Origin of the sequence: Noviherbaspirillum autotrophicum (assembly GCF_000818395.1) — a bacterium.
Lineage (GTDB): Bacteria > Pseudomonadota > Gammaproteobacteria > Burkholderiales > Burkholderiaceae_D > Noviherbaspirillum > Noviherbaspirillum autotrophicum.
In genome coordinates this window covers 1,391,785-1,412,288 of sequence record NZ_JWJG01000028.1, presented here as the reverse complement: position 1 = coordinate 1,412,288, position 20,504 = coordinate 1,391,785, and the positions used below count along the sequence as shown (strand labels likewise).

Genomic DNA, 20,504 nt, shown 5'->3' with positions numbered 1-20,504 from the left:
GGGAAAAGGCCACGGTGAGTGGCCTTTTCCTTTTGGTTTTAGCTTTCTACGCGCGCGAAAAACGCGGTCGGCGATTGCCCGAAGGTTTTCTTGAACATCGCCGAAAACGCCGACTGACTGGCATAGCCGAGCTCGGCAGCCACGCGCGACAGCGGCATGCCTCGTGCGATCAGGGGCGCGGCATGCGCCAGCCGCACCTGCTGGCGCCACTGACTGAAACTCATGCCGAGCTCGCGCTCGAACAGGCGCGCCAGCGTGCGGCCGGACGCTCCCACGCGTCCGGCCCAGTCTTCCAGGGTGAGCGGCGAGGCCGGCTTGGCGATCAGCATTTCGCATAAGGACCGCAGACGCTTGTCCTCGGGCAGGGCCACGCAGATCGGCAGGGTGGCCGAGCGGGCCAGTTCATCGAGAATCAGCGCCGACAGCATCGCCTCGCGGGGCGCTCCCGCATCCGCCTGCGACAGCGCGACCACCAGCTCGCGCAGCAGGGGTGTCACGTCCAGCACTTCGCATTGTTCGCCCTGGAACGGAGCGGCGCCGGCCTGCACGTACAAGGCGCGCAGGCGCGCCTTTTCCAGCGTGACGACCTCGTGTTGCGCCTGGGCGGGAATCCAGATGGCGCGCTGCGGCGGCACGATCCAGCTGGTATTGCCGACGGTGACGCGCACCACGCCGTCCAGTGCATAGGTGACCTGTCCCCAGGCATGACGATGCGCGGCCAGCAATTCGGCGGCGTCGAGGTCGCGCGCCACCAGGCGCACGGGGCGCTCGGCAGTCGGCGCGGTGCCCGGCAAATGCAGGCGGGTATGGGTGACGGGTTGAATGGCCATGGGAAGTGCTGCAGAGCGCTGTCGTTTTCTCGATAAAGATTGTCTTTTTATCTTAAAACAGACGAAATGTTTTTGCTTACACTCTTTGCATCGACTATTCAACGAGGCGGCAATGAGTGCAGCAGCAATTCCTTCCCTGCGTCGCGATGCGCAGGTGATCGGCCTGGTGGGCGTCGCCCACGGCGTATCGCATTTCTTTCACTTGATCCTGGCGCCGCTTTTCCCGTGGCTGAAGGAGGCATTCAGCCTGTCGTATGCGGAACTGGGCTTGCTGATGACGGTATTCTTCATCGTGTCCGGCGTCGGGCAGGCGCTGGCCGGCTTCGTCGTCGATCGGGTTGGCGCGCGTGCGGTGCTGTTTTCGGGCATCGGACTGCTCGGCTTGTCGGCGCTACTGCTGTCGCAGGCGCACAGCTATGTGCTGCTGCTGGCAGGCTCCATGCTGGCCGGGCTCGGCAATAGCGTGTTTCATCCGGCGGACTTCACCTTGCTCAACAAGCGTGTGTCCACGCAGCGCCTCGGTCATGCCTTTTCGGTGCACGGTATTTCCGGCAATCTCGGCTGGGCGGCGGCGCCGGTCTTCCTGACCACGATTGCGGCGCTGTCGACGTGGCGTACCGCGCTGGCTGCCGCCGCATGCATTCCGTTCGCAACCTTGGCGATCCTGTTTGCGTATCGCGACTTGCTGCATACGGATGAGGCAAGAACGGCCGTCGCGGCCGCAGGCAAGAGCGCCGCAGGCGGACATGCGCTCGACTTCATGCGTTTGCCGGCGGTATGGATGTGCTTTGCATTCTTCTTCATCACCGCCATGGCGCTGGGCGGCATCCAGAGTTTTTCGTCGTCCAGCCTGCGCGCGCTGTACGGCATGTCGCTGGCCTCGGCCACTGCCGGCTACACCGCCTACATGCTGGCGTCGGCCGCCGGGATGGTGGTGGGCGGCTTCATGGCATCGCGCACCTCGCGCCACGAGCGCACCATCGCGATGGCATTTACCGGTTCGGGCCTTGTCTCGCTCGTCATCGCCGCCGGCATCGTGCCGTCGCTGCTGGCGATCGTGCTCATGGGCGTCATTGGCTTCGGCGCCGGCATCGCGGGACCGTCGCGCGACTTGCTGATTCGCGCCGCCGCGCCCAAGAATGCGACCGGCCGCGTGTACGGCGTCGTGTATTCCGGGCTCGACATCGGCCTGGCGGGAGCGCCGGTGTTGTTTGGTGCATTGATGGATGCAAGTCATCCATCCTGGGTGTTTATCTGCATCGGCCTGTTCCAGTCGCTGGCGATCTTCACCGCCGTCAGCGTCGGCGTGAACACGGCACGAGCGTCCGGGACGCGGGCGGCTGCATAGCCATGCCTGCAGGTCGCGAACAGCCGCCGCGCACCGCCGGCGGCTTTTTTGTCTGCGAGCTCGCTTACAATGCTGCTTTTTGACCCAAGGAGAAGCGGATGAGTTTTGCGACCTGCGATATTTGCGATGCGAATGAGGACAAACTGGCGACCGGCGCGCTGGCCGTGGTGCCGCCCGTATTCCAGAAGTTCGGCAAGTTGGTGAAGTTTTCCGGCCAGGCAGCCACGCTCAAGGTGTTCGAAGACAATGTACTGGTACGACAGGCGCTCGAAACGCCGGGTAACGGCCGGGTGCTGGTCGTCGATGGCGGTGGCAGCCTGCAATGCGCGCTGGTGGGGGGCAACCTGGGCGTGCTGGCCGAGAAAAACGGCTGGGCCGGCATCATCGTCAACGGCTGCATCCGTGATTCGGAAGAAATCAACACCTGCAACATCGGCGTGCGCGCGCTCGCCACCCATCCCCAGCGCAGCGTGCGCAAGGGCGTGGGCGACCGCGATTTGCGCGTATCGATTGCAGGCGTTGCGATCAACCCGGGCGACTGGATCTATGCCGATGCCGACGGCGTGCTGGTGGCATCCCAGCCGCTGGCCTGACCCACGGCGCGTGTCTACATGGTGACCGCTGCTTCTTTGCTGGATACGTCGCAGCCGCTGCTGGCGGGGCTTTCGCCGTCGGTGCTGGCATTGTTGGCCGCTCAGCCGGTGCTCGATCTGCCGGCCGGCACGCAGGTTTTCGACACGGGCAGCGATTGCGGCGGTTTTCCGATCATCCTGTCAGGCGTGGTGCGCGTGTTCAAGCATCTTGCCAATGGTCGCCGCATCGAGCTGTACCGGGTGACCCCGGATGAGCCGTGTATCCTCTCGCTGGGCTGTCTGCTCGGCGGCGGCCATTATCCGGCCAGCGGCATCGCGGGCGAGGCGACGCGACTGATTGTCATGCCGTCCGGCTTGTTCAACGAATGCATTGCGAACAACGCCGCCTTCCGGAATGCGATGTTTCGCGCGCTGGGCAACCGGCTCGTCAACACGATGGAACTGGTCGAGGAGGTTGTCACGCTCAGGCTGGACGTTCGCCTGGCGGCGGCGCTGCTGGCGCATGCTGGACTGGGGAATGCCGCGGCTGCGGGACCTGGCGGTACGATCAAACTGACGCACCAGCAGCTTGCCGATGAACTGGGAACGGTGCGCGAAATGATCAGCCGCCTGCTGGATGATTTCGCCCAGCGGGGGATGCTTGCGCTGGGGCGCGGGCGGGTTGACATCATTGATGCCGCCAAGCTGCATACCCTGAGCGTCGCTCGTTGACGTGTCCCCGTCGTGTTATGTGACCTAGGTTACAGACGCCGGCTGCGCGTTTGCCTATGCTGAAGCAATTCCGTCACTGACGTAAGGAGCGTTTCATGAATGCAAACATCGGTACCGTCGACAAGGCCATCCGGCTGATTCTGGCTGCGGTTTTCTTCAGCCTGTTTTTCTTCCTCCAGGGCGACTTGAAATGGATTGCCCTGATCGGCATCGTTCCCTTGGTGACGGCCTTGGTAAATTGGTGTCCGTTGTATGCGATTTTTGGCGTCAAGACCTGCAAGATGCGCTGAGCCTCGCTGCCGGCATGCGCGCATCAGCGCCCGCCGGCAGCGGGAATGGCGGTTGTAAGGCTATTAATTGATTCCAATCAACCTCTCAATCGCCCTTAACCAAACTTTCCTCAAGACATAACGCAAATTTCACGATCCAAAAATTACGTTTTGTATTGTGAAAAAACATGACGCAATACATCACAAAATTGTTTCATTGTAAGAAAAATGTTTTTGTATCGCGAAATGCTTTTTATAAGTCATTGAAAATGAATGATTTAATTTTGGTTATATGTCTTATATAAGACCTTGTTGCCTCGCAAAAAACCGCATATCATTCTCCCATCAAGTTTTCTTTTTTCTTTTCACTCGCTTTACCACAGGAGAATGACCATGGCATCTCGCGAAGAGCAAATTAAGGCACTCGAAAAAGACTGGGCTGAGAATCCGCGCTGGAAGGGTATCAAGCGCAACTACTCCGCTGAAGACGTCGTCCGTCTGCGCGGTTCCCTGCAGCCCGAGTACACGTTCGCCAAGCGCGGCGCTGAAAAGCTGTGGGAAAAGGTCAACGGCGGCGCCAAGAAGGGCTATGTGAACGCCTTCGGCGCAATCACCGCCGGCCAAGCAATGCAGCAAGCCAAAGCTGGCCTGGAAGCCGTGTATCTGTCGGGCTGGCAAGTCGCTGCCGACGGCAACACCTCCGAAACCATGTACCCCGACCAGTCGCTGTACGCATACGACTCCGTACCGACCATGGTTCGTCGTATCAACAACACCTTCAAGCGCGCTGACGAAATCCAGTGGTCGCGTGGCATCAACCCGGGCGACGCCAACTTCGTCGACTACTTCCTGCCGATCGTCGCTGATGCGGAAGCCGGTTTCGGCGGCGTGCTGAACGCTTTCGAACTGATGAAGAACATGATCGCTGCAGGCGCAGCGGGCGTGCACTTTGAAGACCAGCTGGCTGCAGTGAAGAAGTGCGGCCACATGGGCGGCAAGGTGCTGGTTCCGACGCAAGAAGCAATCGAGAAGCTGGTTGCTGCTCGTTTCGCTGCTGACGTCATGGGCGTGTCGACCATCGTTCTGGCTCGTACCGACGCAGAAGCTGCTAACCTGATCACTTCCGATCACGACGCCAACGACAAGCCGTTCCTGACCGGCGAGCGTACCCAGGAAGGCTTCTACCGCGTCAAGAACGGTCTGGAGCAAGCGATCAGCCGTGGCGTTGCATACGCTCCGTACGCTGACCTGGTATGGTGCGAAACCGGTACGCCGGATCTGGGCTTTGCCCGCGAATTCGCGCAAGCCGTGCACGCCAAGTGCCCGGGCAAGCTGTTGTCCTACAACTGCTCGCCGTCCTTCAACTGGAAGAAGAACCTCGACGACAAGACCATCGCCGAATTCCAGGAAAAGCTGTCCGAACTGGGCTACAAGTATCAGTTCATCACGCTGGCCGGTATCCATGTCAACTGGTTCAACACCTTCCAGTTCGCGCACGCATACGCTCGCGGCGAAGGCATGAAGCACTACGTGAACATGGTGCAGGAGCCGGAATTCGCAGCACGCGAAAAGGGTTACACCTTCGTGTCGCACCAGCAGGAAGTTGGCGCAGGCTACTTCGACGACGTGACCACCGTGATCCAAGGCGGTTCGTCTTCCGTGAAGGCACTGACCGGTTCGACCGAAGAAGAGCAGTTCCACTGATCTTCGCCGGCTCGGCAGAAAAACCGCACCTCAGGGTGCGGTTTTTTTATTTTTATTTGCGACTGCGTCTGCTTGTTACAATGGCGCCTCTCCATTCCCCCGCCTTATTCGTCAATCCCTATGCTGAGCTACCGCCACGCCTTCCACGCAGGCAATCATGCCGACGTGCTCAAACACACCGTTCTGATCCAGTTGTTGCGCTATCTCGGCCAAAAAGATGCGGCGTACATGTACGTCGATACCCATGCCGGCGCCGGTGTTTATGAATTGGATACCGGCTATGCAGCCAAGAGTGCCGAATTTGAATCCGGCATTGCCAAGCTGTGGGAACGCAAGGATTTGCCCCCGGCGCTGGGCGAATATCTGCAGCTGGTAAAGGAGATGAACCCGAGCGGAAAAATGCGCTATTACCCGGGCTCTCCCTATTGCGCCGAAAAAGTATTACGAGAACAGGACCGCATCCGGCTTTTCGAGTTGCATCCCAGCGATAGCAAGATCCTGGAAGATAATTTCCGCAAGTTGGAAGCGCATGCCGCCGCTCAGGGGCAACGCTCCAGCGTGCGTGGCAAGCGCGTGATGATCCAGAAGGGCGACGGCTTCGCCGGCTTGAAAGCCCTGTTGCCGCCGCCATCAAGGCGGGGGCTGGTGCTGATCGACCCGCCTTACGAAGTCAAGGACGATTACCGCAAGGTGAAGGATACGCTCGACGACGCATTGAAACGCTTTGCCACCGGCACCTACGCGGTGTGGTATCCGGTGTTGCAACGTATGGAATCGCGCCAGTTGCCGGACCGGCTCAAGCGCCTGCCGGGCAATGGTTGGCTGAACGTGACGCTGTCGGTAAGCGGCCCGGCGCCCGACGGATTCGGCTTGCGCAGCAGCGGCATGTTCATCATCAATCCGCCCTGGACATTGGAGCCGATGCTGCGCGAATTGATGCCTTATCTGGTGGCGGCGCTCGGTACGGACGACAAGGCTGGTTTTACTTTGGAAACCGGCGAAACCGTGATACCGCATACCGGCACGCGTCGCACCTGAACGACGAGGCGCGCCGATGGAAATGGCTTATCCGGGCAAGGTACGTTAATTGCATGACAGGTGGGCAGGCCATGCCGGCACGAAGCGGCACTGCCTGTTTTCCTGGATCGATGAGGTTCAGGTTCGACCGCCGACATGAAAAAATCGGCTTCTATCGATAGAAAATACATACCGCAAAAATAGCCCATGCCACGCCGCATCGATGCAATTCTGCTGTCGACCTCGCGCGCTGCGCACAGCCGGCCAAGAGGAGCACCACTTCATCAATGAATGACCTGGTTCTCCACTCTTTTCCGCAAGCACCGTTGCCCTTGCAGCGCGCCAAGGAATTCTTTCTTGCGCGCCAGCCCGTCCTGGACCGTAATCAAAATCTCGTTGCATACGAATTGCTGTTTCGAACCGGAACCGATGGGCCGGCGAACGTCACGGACGACGTCTATGCGACGGCGTCCGTCATTGCGCATGCATCGGAACTCGGACTTCATAACGTGGTTGGCACGCTGCGCGGCTTCATCAATGTCGATGCAGCAGTGCTCAGTAGCGATTTCATCCACTTCCTGCCCAAGGATAAGGTCGTACTCGAAGTGCTGGAAACCGTCGAGGCCACCGATGACGTCGTCACGCGCATCGCAGAGCTGTCGAAGGCGGGTTATGTGTTCGCACTCGACGACGTGGTGGCTGAAACCGACAGCGTGCGGCGGCTGTTGCCCCTTGTTCAGGTCATCAAGATCGACATCTGCGGCATGGGGGAGGCGGAGTTGCGCAATTTGAGTACCCGCTTCATCCATGCAGGAAAAAAACTGCTGGCCGAGAAGGTGGAAAACCTGGGGCAGTTTCGACAATGCCTTGAGCTCGGCTTCGCATATTTTCAAGGCTACTATTTTGCGAAGCCGTTTGTTTTATCCGGAAAAAAGCTGTCGCCGTCGCAGATGACCATCGTCCGCCTGATGGCGCAAATCACGGAGAACGCGGACAGCTCCGAGCTGGAGCACAGCATCAAGCAGGACGCGGCGCTGGCCTTGCCATTGCTGCGCATGGCCAATATGCCGTCATCGGGCGCGGCGCAGCGTATCGATTCCATCGGGCAGGCTCTGGCCGTGCTCGGCAAGCGCCAACTATACTGCTGGCTGCAGATTCTCTTGTATGCCGAACCCGGCAAGACCGTGCATGCCGCGTCACCGCTGCTGATTCTGGCGAGTACCCGCGGGCGCCTGCTGGAACTGATCGCTGCGAAAATTTGTCCGGACGATCGCCATGTCGCCGACGTCGCATTCACCGTCGGGACCATGTCGCTGATGGATGCCTTGTTCGGCATGCCAATGCAAGAAATCCTGAAACAGGTTTCAGTCGCCAAGGACGTGCGCGACGCATTGCTGGCTCGGCAGGGCTTCTATGGCGACCTGTTGACGCTGGCCGAATCGGTTGAACAGGTCCGGGACGCAGAGCCCTCGATTGCACCGTTGCTGAGGAAGTTGCGATTGTCGAGCGAAGATTTCTATGGTCTTCAGCTGGCTGCGTACAAATGGAGCAACCGTGTCACGGATGGTGCGAATTAGGACGGTCATGACTGGCATCGATATGCGCAGCATGGCGCTACAATGACGCATTATGAGTAAAGCATTTGTCAAAGAGAGCGAAGACGACGACGAGCTAGAAGGCGCATTGCCCGCCATCCCCGCCGGAACGAAAAACTACATGACGCCGCAGGGACATCAGCGCATGAAGCAGGAGCTGCTGCATTTGATCGATGTCGAGCGACCGGAAGTGGTGAAGATCGTCTCGTGGGCTGCATCCAACGGCGACCGCTCCGAGAACGGCGATTACATCTACGGCAAGCGCCGCTTGCGCGAGATCGACCGCCGTATCCGTTTCCTGACCAAGCGCCTGGACATCGCCGAAGTGGTCGATCCAAGTGTGCATCATGGCAGCGACCAGATTTTTTTCGGTGCGACTGTCACCTATGAAAACCAGGCCGGCGAGGAACACACGATCACCATTGTCGGCATCGACGAGCTGGATCCGCTCAATGGCAAGATCAGCTGGATTTCCCCGGTGGCGCGGGCGCTGACCAAGGCGCGCGAAGGTGAGTCCGTGGTGCTGCGGACCCCGTCCGGGGTCGATGAGCTGACCATACTGGAAGTGCGTTATCCGGCGCCATAGATAAGTTATCCAATTCATGAAGCGCAATGCCCTTGCAGCCCGGCGGTTGCAAGGGCTTTTTTTGGCAGGCGCTGCCTAATACGTCCACACACCGTCATCTATTCGGCACAAAATTTGCTAAATTGAAAGAATTTCTCAACAACTGGCTTATCCATGGCGATCGTCTATTCGAAACTGAACCATGCCTTGCGCGTGCCCCTGGCCGCCGAAGTGCATTCGCGTCCCTACCTGAGGCTGGATGCGCCGGAAAGCCTTACCCATCTGGCGGTGTACGCCCGCGATCAAGGTCAATCCGGTGGCAACAATGCGGTCGTGCAGCACGCGCTACTATCGTCGCTGTGCGCACATTTCGGCGTCACTGCGCCGGTATCTGACGCCAAGTATTTTTTCCATGACTTTGGCCGCTTCCGGCTGAAATGGGAATGCCATACCGAGTTTGCGACCTATACCTTTGCGCAGCGCCATGAAGCGGATCTGCCGTTGGCGGAAGCGTTCGAGCGCGTTCCGCTGTTTCACCTGCCGCAGGCATGGCTGGCAGGCTTGCAAGGAAAGATCATGGTTGCGGCCCATGTCGTGCTCGACCGCACGCGCGGCGCCAGCGATACTTTCGCTACGGGCTTGCGGCGCGTTTTTGAAGGAAACAATCTGGTCGGCAGCCGCGTGCTGGAAGGCGGGGAGCTGTGGACGGATTTTCTGATCCAGTCGGACGGGTTCAGCCGCTTCGTGGTGCGCGACGTCGGCCTGCACGAACAGCAGTCCGGGCGCCTGGTGCAGCGCGTGCTGGAGATCGAAACCTACCGCATGATGGCCTTGCTTGGCCTGCCGCATGCTCAGCAAGCCACGCCGATACTCAATGTGATCGAGGGAGAGCTCGCTGCTCTGACAGTGGAAATGGTCGATGGCGTCATCGCCGACGCGCACGCGTTATCCGCGGCCGACACCGATCGCGAGCAGGCCTTGCTCAACACGATTACCGGCCTGGCGGCGCGCATCGAAAAGCTTGCGCTCGATAACAGCTACCGCTTTTCGGCGTCGCAAGCCTACTTCCGGCTGGTCGACGCGCGCATCGACGAATTGCGCGAGACGCGCATCGAAGGCTTTCCGACGGTCGTCGAATTCATGGATCGGCGCCTGACGCCGGCGATGAATACCTGTGCCTCGATTGCACGCCGCCAGGAAGCTCTGGCCGAGCGCATCGCGCACACCAATGACCTGCTGCGCACCCGCGTCGGCATCGTGCAGGAGCAGCAGAACCGCCAGATACTGCAATCGATGAATGCACGCGCGGCACAGCAGTTGCGCCTGCAGCAGGCGGTCGAAGGGCTGTCGGTGGCGGCGATTTCGTACTACATGGTTGGCCTGTTCGGCTATGCCGGGAAGGCGGCCAAGGCCGTCGGCTGGCCAATTAATCCGGATTTGGCGACTGGCGTATTGGTGCCGGTGGTGGCCGCAGGAGTCTGGCTCGGCCTGCGCCGAATGCACAAGCAGATTCACAACCCGTAGGGCGGGAATGCGCGGTCTTGCGAGGTGCTGTTCGGGCAGCTAGGCGCGCTCGCGCAGGATGCGGGTCACGCCCGGTATCTTGCGCACATTGCGCATCAGGCGGGCCAGGTGAACGCGGTCTTCCACTTGCACGGTAAAGCGCAGCAACTTCATCAGGGTGTCTTTGTCGTCGTCCATACCGACATAGGTGATGTTGGCGTCGGATTCGCCGATTTCCGCCGCCACGCGCGCGAGCACGCCTTTTTCATTACGCACCAGGATCTTCAGTCGGCAGTCGAAGCGGCGGTTGAGGTCCGCGCCCCATACCAGCTCGATCCAGCGGTCGGGTTCCTTCAGGCGCTGGCGCTTTGCAAAATCGCAGTCGATCGCATGCACGCTGATGCCTTGATCGCGTTTGAGCTGGCCGATGATCGTATCGCCCGGAATCGGCTGGCAGCAGGGCGCAAGTTGCACCGATACGCCTTCATTGCCAGAGATGGTGACCGGATCGAGCTTGCCGGGCGCATCGGCGTCGACGTCCGGCAGCGGCATGCCGGATTCGCTTTCGATCAGGCCCCGTATATGCCGCGCCACCAGGGTCGCCATGCGCTTGCCGACGCCGATGTCGGCGTACAGCTCGTCGAGCGACTTCGCGCTGGACTCATTGAGCAGTTTTTCCGCCAGCGGATCGGCCAGAAGCGGGCCGATGTGCAGCGCGCTGAGCGCCTGTGCCAGCAGCCGCTTGCCGAGTTCGGTCGATTCCGACAGATTGACGGTGCGCAGATGATGGCGGATTGCCGAGCGCGCCTTGCCGGTACGGACGAATGTGAGCCAGTTCGGGCTTGGACGCGAAGATGGCGCGGTGGTGATCTCGACAATATCGCCGTTGCGCAGTTCACTGCGCAAGGCGGCTGGCTCGTGGTTAATTTTTGCTGCAATCGCCTGGTCGCCGATGTCGGTATGGATGGTGTAGGCGAAATCGAGTACGGTGGCGCCGCGCGGCAGCGCGATAATCTTTGATTTCGGCGTGAACACGTAGACCGAATCGGGAAACAGGTCGACCTTCACATGCTCCAGAAATTCGGCCGAATCGCCGGTCTGCTTCTGGATGTCGAGCAGCGACTGCAGCCAGGCGTGGGTGCGCTGTTGCAGGTCGGTCAGGCCGGCTTCCTCGTCCTTGTACAGCCAGTGCGCCGCCACGCCGGCTTCCGCCACGCGGTGCATTTCCTGGGTGCGGATCTGGAACTCGACCGGCGTGCCGTAGGGGCCGATCAGCGTGGTGTGCAGCGACTGGTAGCCATTCATTTTCGGAATGGCGATGTAGTCCTTGAACTTGCCGGGCATCGGCTTGTACAGCGCATGCAAGGTGCCCAACGCGACATAACAGTTGGCGAAGCTGTCGACCACGATGCGGAAACCGTACACGTCCAGCACCTGCGAGAACGACAGGTGCTTGTTGCGCATCTTTCGGTAAATGCCATACAGCGTCTTTTCGCGGCCGTACACCTGCGCCTGGATGCCGGTGGCGGCCAGCGTGGTCTTCACCGATTCCATGATCTTGCTGACCACTTCGCGCCGGTTGCCGCGCGCGGCTTTCACCGCTTTTGACAGGGTCCGGTAGCGTACCGGATACAGGTGCGAAAACGACAGGTCCTGCAGCTCTCGGTAGATATTGTTCAGGCCGAGGCGGTGCGCGATCGGCACGTAGACTTCCATCGTCTCGCGCGCAATGCGGCGCTTCTTTTCCGGCGACATGAAGTCCAGCGTGCGCATGTTGTGCAGCCGGTCGGCCAGTTTGACCAGGATGACGCGCACGTCGCGCGCCATCGCCAGCAGCATCTTGCGGAAATTCTCGGCCTGCGCCTCTATCTGGCTCTGGAATTCGATCTTGTCCAGTTTCGACAAGCCATCGACCAGGGCCGCGACCGGTGCGCCGAAGCGTTCGATCAATTCATCCTTGGTGACATCCTGATCCTCCATCACGTCATGCAGCAGCGCCGCCATGATCGCTTGCGCATCGAGCTTCCAGTCGGCGCAGATTTCAGCAACAGCGATGGGGTGAGAGATGTACGGCTCGCCGGACTTGCGTATCTGCCCCAGGTGCATCTCGTCGGAGAAGCGATACGCTTCCTTCACCTTCTTCATGTCGGAAGGCGTCAGGTATTCGGCCAGCTTGTTGATCAGCAGTGTGACGGACGCGACACCGGCGCTTTGGCCGTTCGGGTCGGACTTCGGAGGGGAATCGGAATTTCGTGATGCCGGGCGATCGGATGCCGCCCGGTTATTGGGCGCAACTGATAGCGTTGAATCCGCAGGTGTCAAGTTCATACGGTAAGCATATCAGCTGCATGGTAATGGTGAAACCTAGCTGGGGACTTTTTTCAGCATTTCGATTCCGACCTTGCCGGATGCAATCTCGCGCAGCGCGATCACGGTCGGCTTGTCCTTGGCTTCCACCTTGGGGGTGTGGCCTTGCAGCAGCTGGCGTGCACGATAGGTGGCAGCCAGGGTCAACTGGAAGCGGTTCGGAATTTGTTTGAGGCAATCTTCAATGGTAATGCGGGCCATTCTTACTCCTAAAAAATCGGTATCAGCTAATGATGGCATGGATGCCCAGCTGGGCGAACAGGGAGGCGTTGCGCGCTGCTTGTTGCGCAAACCGGCAACGAGTCGCTTTGACTATCGCGGTCAGTTCGGACAAAGCGGTCGCAAACTCTTGATTAATAATAACATATTCGAACTCCGGGGCGTGCGCGATTTCGCCGCCGGCAGCCAGGATGCGGCGCGTAATCACGTGATCGTCGTCTTGGCCGCGCTTTTTCAGGCGCTCTTCCAGTGCGGCGATCGACGGCGGCAGAATGAAAATGCCGACCGCATGTGGAAAGCGCTTTTTCACTTGCTGGGCGCCTTGCCAGTCGATTTCCAGCAAAACGTCGGTGCCAGCCTTCATTTGCTCTTCAATGAGCAGGCGCGAAGTGCCGTAATAATTTCCATGGACTTCAGCCGATTCCAAAAATTCCCCGGCTTCGCGCCGCTTTAGGAAATCGTCAACGGTCGTGAAATAGTATTCGCGGCCGTGCTGCTCCAGCGGGCGCGGCTGGCGCGTCGTAAACGAGATGGACAGCTTGATGGCCGGTTCCTGCGCCAGAAGCGCGTTGACCAGGGTGGATTTGCCGGCGCCGGAAGGCGCGACCACCATGAACAGGCTGCCGGAGGAAGGACGGGCGTCGGACATAGGGCTCCCTGTAGTGTGCTGCAAATGGTTAAAAAGGGGTAAATCGGAATTATTCGAGATTCTGAACTTGTTCTCGCATCTGCTCAATCAGGAGCTTCATTGCCATCGAGGCGTCGGACAATTCCTTGACGGCGGCCTTGGAGCCGACCGTGTTCGCTTCGCGGTTGAGTTCCTGCATCATGAAATCGAGGCGCTTGCCGACCTGGCCGCCTTTTTTCAGGACTTGGCGCGTTTCGGACAAGTGGGTCGACAGACGGGTTAGTTCTTCGGCAATGTCGACACGGATGCCATAGATCGTCACTTCCTGGCGAATGCGCTCGAGCGCTTCTTCATGTGACAGAGTTTGCGCAGCGCCTGTGGCATTTTGAACTGCCAAGCCCAGCGCTTCTTTCATGCGCTCGGTCGCTTTTTGCTGGAATTGCGCGATTGCCTGCGGAATCAGCGGCGTAATGCGTTGCACAATAGCTTCCATCTCGTCGATGCGCGTGAGCAGCATGGCTTGCAGGGCGGCGCCTTCGCGCGCACGCGTGGCGACAAATGCATCCAGCGCCTCCGCCAGCGTCGCCTGCACGTCGGCCTGCAGGGCGTCCTGCGTGATTTCTCCTTCTTCGATCACGCCGGGCCAACGCAATAATTCATTGACGGTCAGCACCCGCGCATCGGGGAAGCGTTGGCGGATTTCATTTTGCATTTTTGATAATCCATCCAGCGCAATCGTATTCAGATTTTGTGTTGATCCCGCAACGGATTTGCGGCCAAAGCTCAGGCGGCATTCCACCTTGCCGCGCTGGACTCGCGCCATAATTGCTTCGCGCAATGTTGGTTCGAGGGCGCGCAAATCATCGTTGATACGGAACTGTAGGTCGAGAAAGCGGGAGTTGACGCTCTTGAGCTCCACCGTCAGGGTTCCGGCGGAAGATTCACGTGTGGTGACCGCGTACCCGGTCATGCTACAGATAGTCAAGGTAGTTCTTCTTTACAAAACAGGGATTTATCAACAAAATCGCAAGTAACAATTACTTGAGACAACATGGCTGCGCAAAACAACGCTCCGTTGCCGGATGGACTAGAAATTGCCGGATACCGCATTGTAAAGAAGATTGCGTCCGGCGGGTTCAGTATTGTCTATCTGGCATACGATGAAGACGGCAATGCCGTCGCGATCAAGGAATACCTGCCCAGCTCTCTGGCGTTGCGCCAACCTGGGGAACTGGTGCCGGCGATTGCTTCCGAAAACCTGCCCGTGTTCCGCATCGGACTGAAATGCTTCTTCGAGGAAGGGCGGGCGCTGGCGCGCATTTCCCATCCGAACGTGGTCAGCGTGCTGAACTTCTTCCGCGCCAATGATACCGTCTATATGGTGATGGCCTATGAATCCGGGCGTTCATTGCAGGACCATATTCTGCGGCGGCGCGACAAGGGCGAGCGGCCACTCGTATCGGAACGCTTCATCCGGAAAATGTTCAATCAGGTGATGAATGGCCTGCGCGAAGTACACGCCAACAAGCTGCTGCACCTCGATCTGAAGCCGGCAAATATCTATCTGCGCATGGATGGCACGCCGATCCTGCTGGATTTCGGTGCCGCGCGCCAAACCCTGAAAACGGATATGCCAAAGCTGTATCCGATGTACACGCCGGGTTTCGCGCCGCCGGAACTGTATATCAAGAACGGCAATCTGGGCCCTTGGACCGACATCTACAGTATCGGCGCCTCGATGTTCGCCTGCATGGTCGGGGCGCCGCCGCAACCGGCAGATCAGCGCAAGACCAATGACAAGATGGAGGATCATTTCCGCAAGCTGGAAAGCACATATTCGCGCGAGCTGATCCAGGTGATCCGCTGGAGCTTGCGCATCGACCCGCTTGAACGTCCGCAAAGCGTGTTCGCATTGCAAAAAGCACTGCGCGAACCGGTGGCTGAAAAAAGGGAAGAAGATACCGCTCTGCTGGAAAAAGTCTCAACCAAGCTGCGCAGCTTTTTCAACAGCTTTGGAAAAGCTGCGCCGGGCGACGCTGCGAACATCCATCACAACACCCGATAAATTTACTCATGCGATTTTCTGTCTACCAAGAAAGCCATATCGGCGGCCGCAGGAATAACCAGGACCGCATGGGGTATAGCTTTACCCGCGATGCGCTGTTGCTCGTGCTCGCGGATGGCATGGGCGGACATATCCAAGGCGAAACGGCAGCGACCATTGCGCTGCAGACGATCGGCTCGCTGTTCCAGCAAAACGCCACTCCCTATGTGAAAAAGCCGGAGAAATTTCTCGAAGAGAGTTTCCTCGCGGCGCACCGCGAGATTCATCGTTACCGCGCTATCAATAATTTGCCGGAAACGCCGCGCACGACCATCGTGGCCTGTATCGTGCAGCACAACAGCGCCTATTGGGCGCACTGCGGCGATTCTCGTCTGTACTGGATGCGCCAGGGACAGATCCTCGCACGTACGCGCGATCATTCGCGTATCGAAACGTTGATTGCGCAAGGCAAGGTCGATCCTTCCGAACGAGATACCCATCCCGACCGCAACAAGTTGTTCAATTGCCTGGGCGCGCCGAACATGCCGATCGTCGAACTGTCGCGCCGCGCCAGCTTGCAACCGGGCGACGTCTTGCTGCTTTGTTCCGATGGGTTGTGGTCCGTCTTGCCGGACCACGTGCTGGCGCAGACCTTGCAGAACAATACCGTCGTGCGAGCCGTCCCGGATCTGTTGTCCACTGCGGTGAGTATCGCGGGCAAGACCAGCGATAATGTCACTGCACTGGCGATGACGTGGGAGAGCGGCAATCCATTGCAGGATTCTCCGAGTACCATTACCACGCATACCCTGCCTGTTGGCAGTGTCACCACCACAATCCAGGCACCGCGCCATGCCGATCCGGAACCGAGCGACGTGTTCGACGAAAGCGAAATCGAAAAGGCGATCGCCGAGATTCGTGGCGCGATCGAAAAAACTTCCCGTATCACTTCAAAGAATTAATCCATGACGATTGAAAATCGACCCAGCGGCCGTGCCGCCGATGCGTTGCGCGCCGTGCGCCTGACGCGCCAGTACACCAAGCATGCCGAAGGATCAGTATTGGTCGAGTTCGGTGATACGCGCGTGATCTGCACAGCCAGCATCGAAGAAAAGGTCCCCAACTTCCTGAAGGGAAAAGGCCAGGGCTGGATGACCGCCGAATACGGCATGCTGCCGCGTTCAACCCACAGCCGCATGGACCGCGAGGCGGCCAAGGGCAAGCAGTCCGGGCGCACTCAGGAAATCCAGCGCCTGATCGGGCGCTCCCTGCGCGCGGCGTTCGATTTGAACGGTTTCGGCGAGCGCACCTTGCATCTCGATTGCGACGTGATTCAGGCAGACGGCGGCACCCGCACTGCATCGATTACTGGCGCGATGGTTGCTGCCTACGACGCCTTTGCCAAGCTGGCCGAAGCGAAACTGATTGCCGCGATGCCGGTCAAGCATTTCGTCGCCGCCGTGTCGGTTGGCGTCTACTGCGGCCAGCCAGTGCTCGATCTCGACTATCTTGAAGATTCCGGCTGCGATACCGATATGAATGTCGTCATGACCGACGCCGGACATTTTGTCGAAGTGCAAGGAACCGCCGAAGGCGAGGCGTTTGACCGTGCAACCATGGATCGCTTGCTGGATCTGGCGCAATCCGGCATTGCCGACTTGATCGCTCTGCAAAAAAAATCCCTCGGCCTGTCGTCATAAGAACGTCAACTACATAACCTGTCTGACTCGCCAGGCATGCCGGGAGCGCGTAGAAGATGGCCTTCTTCGCGCTCCCGGTGCGCTTGGCAGCAATCGATCCCATGTCCCGTACTCTTGTTCTTGCATCAAATAACGCCGGCAAGCTGAAAGAATTCGGCGAAATGCTCGCGCCGATCGGATTTGCCGTCCGCACACAGCGCGAATTCAATGTGCCGGAAGCGGACGAGCCGCACCCGACCTTTGTCGAAAATGCACTTGCCAAGGCGCGCCACGCGGCGCGGCTGACCGGCTTGCCGGCATTGGCCGATGATTCCGGCGTGTGCGTCAATGCGCTGGGCGGCGCGCCGGGCGTGCTGTCGGCACGTTTTGCCGGGGAGCCGAAGTCCGACGCGCGCAATAATCAAAAGCTGATTGCCGACCTCGCGACGCATGCCGACAAATCGGCCTATTATTACTGTGCCCTGGTGTTCGTGCGCCATGCCGACGATCCGCAGCCGATCATCGCTGAAGGGCGCTGGGACGGCGAAATCATCGAGCAGGCGCGCGGGCAGGGCGGATTTGGCTATGACCCGTATTTCTGGTTGCCCGGCCTGGACAAGACTGTCGCGGAACTGAGCGCCGAAGAAAAGAATCGCCTATCGCATCGCGGCCAGGCGTTACGTTTGCTGGTTGAAAAACTACGATGATTCCGATTAAGCCCGTCGGCGCGAGCGCCGTCGCCACGTCGCCAGCACAGGCTGCGGCGGCGTTCCTGCGGCCCGGCGCATTGCATTTGTCCGCATTGCCGCCGTTGTCCCTGTACGTTCATTTCCCGTGGTGCGTCAGGAAGTGTCCCTACTGCGACTTCAATTCGCACGAGGCCAGAGGCGGATTTCCCGAGGAAGAGTACCTCGCCACGCTGAGAGCCGATCTGGAAGGCGCGCTGCCCCTGATCTGGGGGCGCAAGATCTACACGGTATTTATCGGCGGCGGCACGCCTAGCCTGATGTCGGCCGCCGGCCTCGACAGGCTGATGTCGGATATCCGCACGCTGCTGCCGCTTGACGGGGCAGCAGAAATCACGATGGAAGCCAATCCCGGCACCTTCGAGGCGGAGAAGTTCAAGTCGTATCGCGCCAGCGGCATCAATCGCCTGTCGATCGGCATCCAGAGTTTCGATGCGCGCCATCTGAACGCGCTGGGGCGCATCCATGACGATGGCGAAGCGCGCAAGGCCGTCGAGATCGCCCATGCGAACTTCGACAATTTCAACCTCGACCTGATGTACGCGCTGCCATCGCAGACGCTGGACGAGGCGCGCCGCGATCTCGAAACCGCGCTCGGCTTCGCGCCGCCGCACCTGTCGCTGTATCACCTGACGCTCGAGCCGAATACGTATTTCGCGAAATATCCGCCGCAAGTGCCGGACGACGATGCCAGCGCCGAGATGCAAGACATGATTGCGGAGTTGACCGGTGCGGCCGGCTATCGGCACTATGAAGTGTCCGCTTATGCGCAGCCGGGCCGGCAGGCGCGGCATAACCTGAATTACTGGCAGTTCGGCGATTACCTCGGCATTGGCGCCGGCGCGCATTCCAAGATTTCATTCCCGCACCGGATCATCCGCCAGATGCGCTACAAGCAGCCGAAGGCATATCTCGAGCAGTCACGGATGGGCGCGCCGATTCAGGAAGAATTCGAGATCGGTCGCGGCGACCTCGGCTTTGAATTCATGCTCAATGCGCTGCGCCTGGATGAAGGCTTCGAAGTGAACCTGTTTACCGAGCGCACCGGGCTCACGCTCAATGCCATGGAAAAATCCCTGAACGAAGCCGAAGCGAAGGGCTTGCTGTATCGCGACCACAGGATCATCAAGCCGACGGAGCTTGGCAAGCGTTTCCTCAACGACTTGCAGCAGATGTTCCTCGGCGATTAATTTGTCATTTGCACAGCGCTGCGGGGACGAGTTGGGTATAATGCCGGCTGCGCAAAATCACAGGAAATGAGCTTGTCAGCTGTCTGGGACAGGGGGCGAGCGATCTATGTGATAATTTGCGTGACTGGAGGTGTGGCCGAGTGGTTTAAGGCACTGGTCTTGAAAACCAGCGAAGGTTTGCGCCTTCCGTGAGTTCGAATCTCACCGCCTCCGCCAACCGCCTAGCACCCATGCGGGTTACAAGGCGATAGCTTGAAACTTCCCACCATTTTTCCCTCCATCGCGCAATTGCTTGGCGATAAATTGGCGCGCGTCTAAGTTGCTTACTCCGCATTTTTACGTCGTTACGAAAAATTTTCTCCGTTACCCTTAAAAGATAAAAATGCTGGGCGACTCCTGTCTTGTCGCCGCCACCAGTGCGGTTATCAAGCCAAGGAGAAACTCAAATGGAGCAACACCAAATCATCCGCCTTCCCGCTGTACTTGCGCGCACAGGCCTTTCCCGTTCCAGCATCTACGCTGCTATCTCCAGAAACGAATTTCCCGCATCTATTCCGTTAGGCGCTAGAGCGGTTGGCTGGCTCACGTCCGACATCGACGGATGGCTGCAATCTCGAGTCCAGCTCAGCCGATCGGCATGCCGATAGCCTCAATACTCACTTGGGGCGAAGGAAAATCGGTAGTAGTTATTGAATACTTGCCAAATATCCATATATTTAAGTGTAGCCATGCCTAGAGCGGCCACTCGAAAACCGGGCAACCCTTACCCGGCTGGCATGGTTTCCGAATTAAGGGGCGTTGAGGGGCGCAAGATGAGGCATGAAGAACGTGCGCGGTTGCTTTTGCTGCGGAAGCGGATTTCGCTTGTGGAAGCACCGTACATTGTGGCAGTGGAGTTGGGCGGCGGATATGACGACGCATTGTCCCTCGTACTAGAGGCGGTAAAAGACGAGGACCTGAAAGCGGACGCCAAGCCGGCCATAAACGAATGGAACGGCGCTGTTGTTGATCCCGTTGATCCACATGCAACAACTATTGCTGTTTCCGATTTGCTCTCGTGGATGCGCAAACTGATCGCACAAGTCCCAGCAGAGCTTACGCCAAAGCTGGCGGCAGTGGGACAATTTACAGAAAGTGCCTTACTCTCATCTGAGAAAAAGATCTCTAATATTCCTCCGTCGCAAACCGCACCCACTTCCATCCAATCCTCCCCAGCTATTGTGGAGGACCGACACACTCTAAAAAGCGCTAAGCAAGAGGCAGCGGTATTGGAGTGGCTCCGGCAGAGCGGGTATGACCCTGCATCTCTCCCGAAGCCGGCGCCTGGTAAGCCCGGGGTCAAGGCAGATGCGAAGAGGGCAATGCTTGGGAACCCAGCGCTCTTCACACAGAAGGTGTTTGAGTCGACATGGGAGCGGCTGAGGGGGACTGGGCAAATTGCGGATGCTAACCCTCCCCCCTCAAAGTAAGGGATAGGGGGGTAGTTGCAGGGAGGA

General features: G+C 59.0%; 21 protein-coding genes and 1 tRNA gene. 17 read left to right on the top strand and 5 right to left on the bottom strand.

Going from position 1 to position 20,504, the window contains the following annotated elements; translation table 11 throughout:
- Window positions 1–38 precede the first annotated feature (38 nt).
- Window positions 39–830 (bottom strand): AraC family transcriptional regulator, encoded by a 792-nt coding sequence (locus TSA66_RS07730; RefSeq protein ID WP_040039627.1) that lies wholly within the window; start codon window positions 828–830, stop codon window positions 39–41.
- Window positions 831–942: 112 nt separating this feature from the next.
- On the opposite strand from TSA66_RS07730, the gene TSA66_RS07725 reads away from it, so the two are divergent.
- The 9 genes from TSA66_RS07725 (at window position 943) to TSA66_RS07685 (ending at window position 10,156) form a co-directional block, all read left to right on the top strand.
- Window positions 943–2,178, top strand: a complete 1,236-nt coding sequence (locus TSA66_RS07725) for an MFS transporter (protein WP_040039626.1) — start codon at window positions 943–945, stop codon at window positions 2,176–2,178.
- A gap of 98 nt (window positions 2,179–2,276) precedes the next feature.
- Complete coding sequence (gene rraA, locus TSA66_RS07720; protein WP_040039625.1) at window positions 2,277–2,771, top strand: ribonuclease E activity regulator RraA; 495 nt, start codon at window positions 2,277–2,279, stop codon at window positions 2,769–2,771.
- 18 nt (window positions 2,772–2,789) lie between these two features.
- Window positions 2,790–3,482, top strand: coding sequence for a Crp/Fnr family transcriptional regulator (locus TSA66_RS07715; protein WP_052452176.1), 693 nt, complete (start codon window positions 2,790–2,792; stop codon window positions 3,480–3,482).
- 95 nt (window positions 3,483–3,577) lie between these two features.
- On the top strand, window positions 3,578–3,772 hold the full coding sequence (locus TSA66_RS07710) for a YgaP family membrane protein (protein WP_040039624.1): 195 nt from the start codon (window positions 3,578–3,580) through the stop codon (window positions 3,770–3,772).
- A gap of 366 nt (window positions 3,773–4,138) precedes the next feature.
- Complete coding sequence (gene aceA, locus TSA66_RS07705; protein WP_040039623.1) at window positions 4,139–5,455, top strand: isocitrate lyase; 1,317 nt, start codon at window positions 4,139–4,141, stop codon at window positions 5,453–5,455.
- 120 nt (window positions 5,456–5,575) lie between these two features.
- Window positions 5,576–6,493: a 23S rRNA (adenine(2030)-N(6))-methyltransferase RlmJ gene (locus TSA66_RS07700; protein WP_040039622.1), complete on the top strand. Its 918-nt coding sequence runs from the start codon at window positions 5,576–5,578 to the stop codon at window positions 6,491–6,493.
- A gap of 266 nt (window positions 6,494–6,759) precedes the next feature.
- The gene (locus TSA66_RS07695; protein WP_040039621.1) at window positions 6,760–8,049 is read left to right on the top strand and encodes an EAL and HDOD domain-containing protein; all 1,290 of its coding nucleotides are present in this window, start codon (window positions 6,760–6,762) and stop codon (window positions 8,047–8,049) included.
- A 52-nt stretch (window positions 8,050–8,101) separates the two neighbouring features.
- On the top strand, window positions 8,102–8,653 hold the full coding sequence (greB, locus tag TSA66_RS07690) for a transcription elongation factor GreB (protein WP_040039620.1): 552 nt from the start codon (window positions 8,102–8,104) through the stop codon (window positions 8,651–8,653).
- A gap of 153 nt (window positions 8,654–8,806) precedes the next feature.
- Window positions 8,807–10,156 (top strand): DUF3422 family protein, encoded by a 1,350-nt coding sequence (locus TSA66_RS07685; RefSeq protein WP_040039619.1) that lies wholly within the window; start codon window positions 8,807–8,809, stop codon window positions 10,154–10,156.
- A gap of 39 nt (window positions 10,157–10,195) precedes the next feature.
- Here TSA66_RS07685 and TSA66_RS07680 read toward each other — a convergent pair whose 3' ends face one another.
- Genes TSA66_RS07680 through TSA66_RS07665 form a run of 4 tightly spaced genes read right to left on the bottom strand, consistent with a single transcriptional unit; the run spans window position 10,196 to window position 14,334 of the window.
- Window positions 10,196–12,463 carry a RelA/SpoT family protein gene (locus TSA66_RS07680; RefSeq protein WP_040039618.1) on the bottom strand — a complete coding sequence of 756 codons (2,268 nt, stop codon included), beginning with the start codon at window positions 12,461–12,463 and terminating at the stop codon, window positions 10,196–10,198.
- A gap of 36 nt (window positions 12,464–12,499) precedes the next feature.
- Entirely contained in the window at window positions 12,500–12,703 is a 204-nt protein-coding gene (gene rpoZ / locus TSA66_RS07675; RefSeq protein ID WP_040039617.1) for a DNA-directed RNA polymerase subunit omega, read from the bottom strand.
- Between the two features lie 22 nt (window positions 12,704–12,725).
- The gene (gene gmk, locus TSA66_RS07670) at window positions 12,726–13,370 is read right to left on the bottom strand and encodes a guanylate kinase (RefSeq protein ID WP_040039616.1); all 645 of its coding nucleotides are present in this window, start codon (window positions 13,368–13,370) and stop codon (window positions 12,726–12,728) included.
- 49 nt (window positions 13,371–13,419) lie between these two features.
- A complete protein-coding gene (locus TSA66_RS07665) occupies window positions 13,420–14,334 on the bottom strand; it encodes a YicC/YloC family endoribonuclease (RefSeq protein ID WP_232429428.1) in 915 nt (304 codons plus the stop codon).
- Between the two features lie 66 nt (window positions 14,335–14,400).
- On the opposite strand from TSA66_RS07665, the gene TSA66_RS07660 reads away from it, so the two are divergent.
- The 8 genes from TSA66_RS07660 to TSA66_RS07630 all read left to right on the top strand — a co-directional run bounded on the left by TSA66_RS07660 (window position 14,401) and on the right by TSA66_RS07630 (window position 20,477).
- On the top strand, window positions 14,401–15,414 hold the full coding sequence (locus TSA66_RS07660) for a serine/threonine protein kinase (RefSeq protein WP_040039614.1): 1,014 nt from the start codon (window positions 14,401–14,403) through the stop codon (window positions 15,412–15,414).
- A gap of 8 nt (window positions 15,415–15,422) precedes the next feature.
- A complete protein-coding gene (locus TSA66_RS07655) occupies window positions 15,423–16,355 on the top strand; it encodes a PP2C family protein-serine/threonine phosphatase (protein WP_040039613.1) in 933 nt (310 codons plus the stop codon).
- 3 nt (window positions 16,356–16,358) lie between these two features.
- Window positions 16,359–17,093, top strand: a complete 735-nt coding sequence (gene rph, locus TSA66_RS07650) for a ribonuclease PH (RefSeq protein ID WP_040039612.1) — start codon at window positions 16,359–16,361, stop codon at window positions 17,091–17,093.
- 101 nt (window positions 17,094–17,194) lie between these two features.
- Window positions 17,195–17,779: an RdgB/HAM1 family non-canonical purine NTP pyrophosphatase gene (gene rdgB, locus TSA66_RS07645; protein WP_040042329.1), complete on the top strand. Its 585-nt coding sequence runs from the start codon at window positions 17,195–17,197 to the stop codon at window positions 17,777–17,779.
- Window positions 17,776–19,008 (top strand): radical SAM family heme chaperone HemW, encoded by a 1,233-nt coding sequence (gene hemW / locus TSA66_RS07640; protein WP_040039611.1) that lies wholly within the window; start codon window positions 17,776–17,778, stop codon window positions 19,006–19,008. The genes rdgB and hemW overlap by 4 nt, the downstream gene beginning before the upstream one ends.
- 126 nt (window positions 19,009–19,134) lie before the next feature.
- Window positions 19,135–19,224, top strand: a tRNA-Ser gene (locus TSA66_RS07635).
- A gap of 230 nt (window positions 19,225–19,454) precedes the next feature.
- Window positions 19,455–19,655, top strand: coding sequence for a helix-turn-helix transcriptional regulator (locus tag TSA66_RS26085; RefSeq protein WP_084199419.1), 201 nt, complete (start codon window positions 19,455–19,457; stop codon window positions 19,653–19,655).
- Between the two features lie 129 nt (window positions 19,656–19,784).
- Window positions 19,785–20,477 carry a hypothetical protein gene (locus TSA66_RS07630; protein WP_040039610.1) on the top strand — a complete coding sequence of 231 codons (693 nt, stop codon included), beginning with the start codon at window positions 19,785–19,787 and terminating at the stop codon, window positions 20,475–20,477.
- The last annotated feature ends 27 nt before the right edge of the window (window positions 20,478–20,504 follow it).

Coding starts and splice junctions, on each gene's coding strand:
- TSA66_RS07715 (WP_052452176.1), top strand. CDS start 2,790: ATGGTGACCGCTGCTTCTTTGCTGGATACGTCGCAGCCGCTGCTGGCG.
- TSA66_RS26085 (WP_084199419.1), top strand. CDS start 19,455: ATGGAGCAACACCAAATCATCCGCCTTCCCGCTGTACTTGCGCGCACA.
- TSA66_RS07730 (WP_040039627.1), bottom strand. CDS start 830: ATGGCCATTCAACCCGTCACCCATACCCGCCTGCATTTGCCGGGCACC.
- rph (WP_040039612.1), top strand. CDS start 16,359: ATGACGATTGAAAATCGACCCAGCGGCCGTGCCGCCGATGCGTTGCGC.
- aceA (WP_040039623.1), top strand. CDS start 4,139: ATGACCATGGCATCTCGCGAAGAGCAAATTAAGGCACTCGAAAAAGAC.
- rpoZ (WP_040039617.1), bottom strand. CDS start 12,703: ATGGCCCGCATTACCATTGAAGATTGCCTCAAACAAATTCCGAACCGC.
- TSA66_RS07630 (WP_040039610.1), top strand. CDS start 19,785: ATGGTTTCCGAATTAAGGGGCGTTGAGGGGCGCAAGATGAGGCATGAA.
- TSA66_RS07685 (WP_040039619.1), top strand. CDS start 8,807: ATGGCGATCGTCTATTCGAAACTGAACCATGCCTTGCGCGTGCCCCTG.
- rdgB (WP_040042329.1), top strand. CDS start 17,195: ATGTCCCGTACTCTTGTTCTTGCATCAAATAACGCCGGCAAGCTGAAA.
- hemW (WP_040039611.1), top strand. CDS start 17,776: ATGATTCCGATTAAGCCCGTCGGCGCGAGCGCCGTCGCCACGTCGCCA.
- gmk (WP_040039616.1), bottom strand. CDS start 13,370: ATGTCCGACGCCCGTCCTTCCTCCGGCAGCCTGTTCATGGTGGTCGCG.
- rraA (WP_040039625.1), top strand. CDS start 2,277: ATGAGTTTTGCGACCTGCGATATTTGCGATGCGAATGAGGACAAACTG.
- TSA66_RS07660 (WP_040039614.1), top strand. CDS start 14,401: ATGGCTGCGCAAAACAACGCTCCGTTGCCGGATGGACTAGAAATTGCC.
- TSA66_RS07655 (WP_040039613.1), top strand. CDS start 15,423: ATGCGATTTTCTGTCTACCAAGAAAGCCATATCGGCGGCCGCAGGAAT.
- TSA66_RS07725 (WP_040039626.1), top strand. CDS start 943: ATGAGTGCAGCAGCAATTCCTTCCCTGCGTCGCGATGCGCAGGTGATC.
- TSA66_RS07710 (WP_040039624.1), top strand. CDS start 3,578: ATGAATGCAAACATCGGTACCGTCGACAAGGCCATCCGGCTGATTCTG.
- TSA66_RS07680 (WP_040039618.1), bottom strand. CDS start 12,463: ATGAACTTGACACCTGCGGATTCAACGCTATCAGTTGCGCCCAATAAC.
- TSA66_RS07700 (WP_040039622.1), top strand. CDS start 5,576: ATGCTGAGCTACCGCCACGCCTTCCACGCAGGCAATCATGCCGACGTG.
- TSA66_RS07695 (WP_040039621.1), top strand. CDS start 6,760: ATGAATGACCTGGTTCTCCACTCTTTTCCGCAAGCACCGTTGCCCTTG.
- greB (WP_040039620.1), top strand. CDS start 8,102: ATGAGTAAAGCATTTGTCAAAGAGAGCGAAGACGACGACGAGCTAGAA.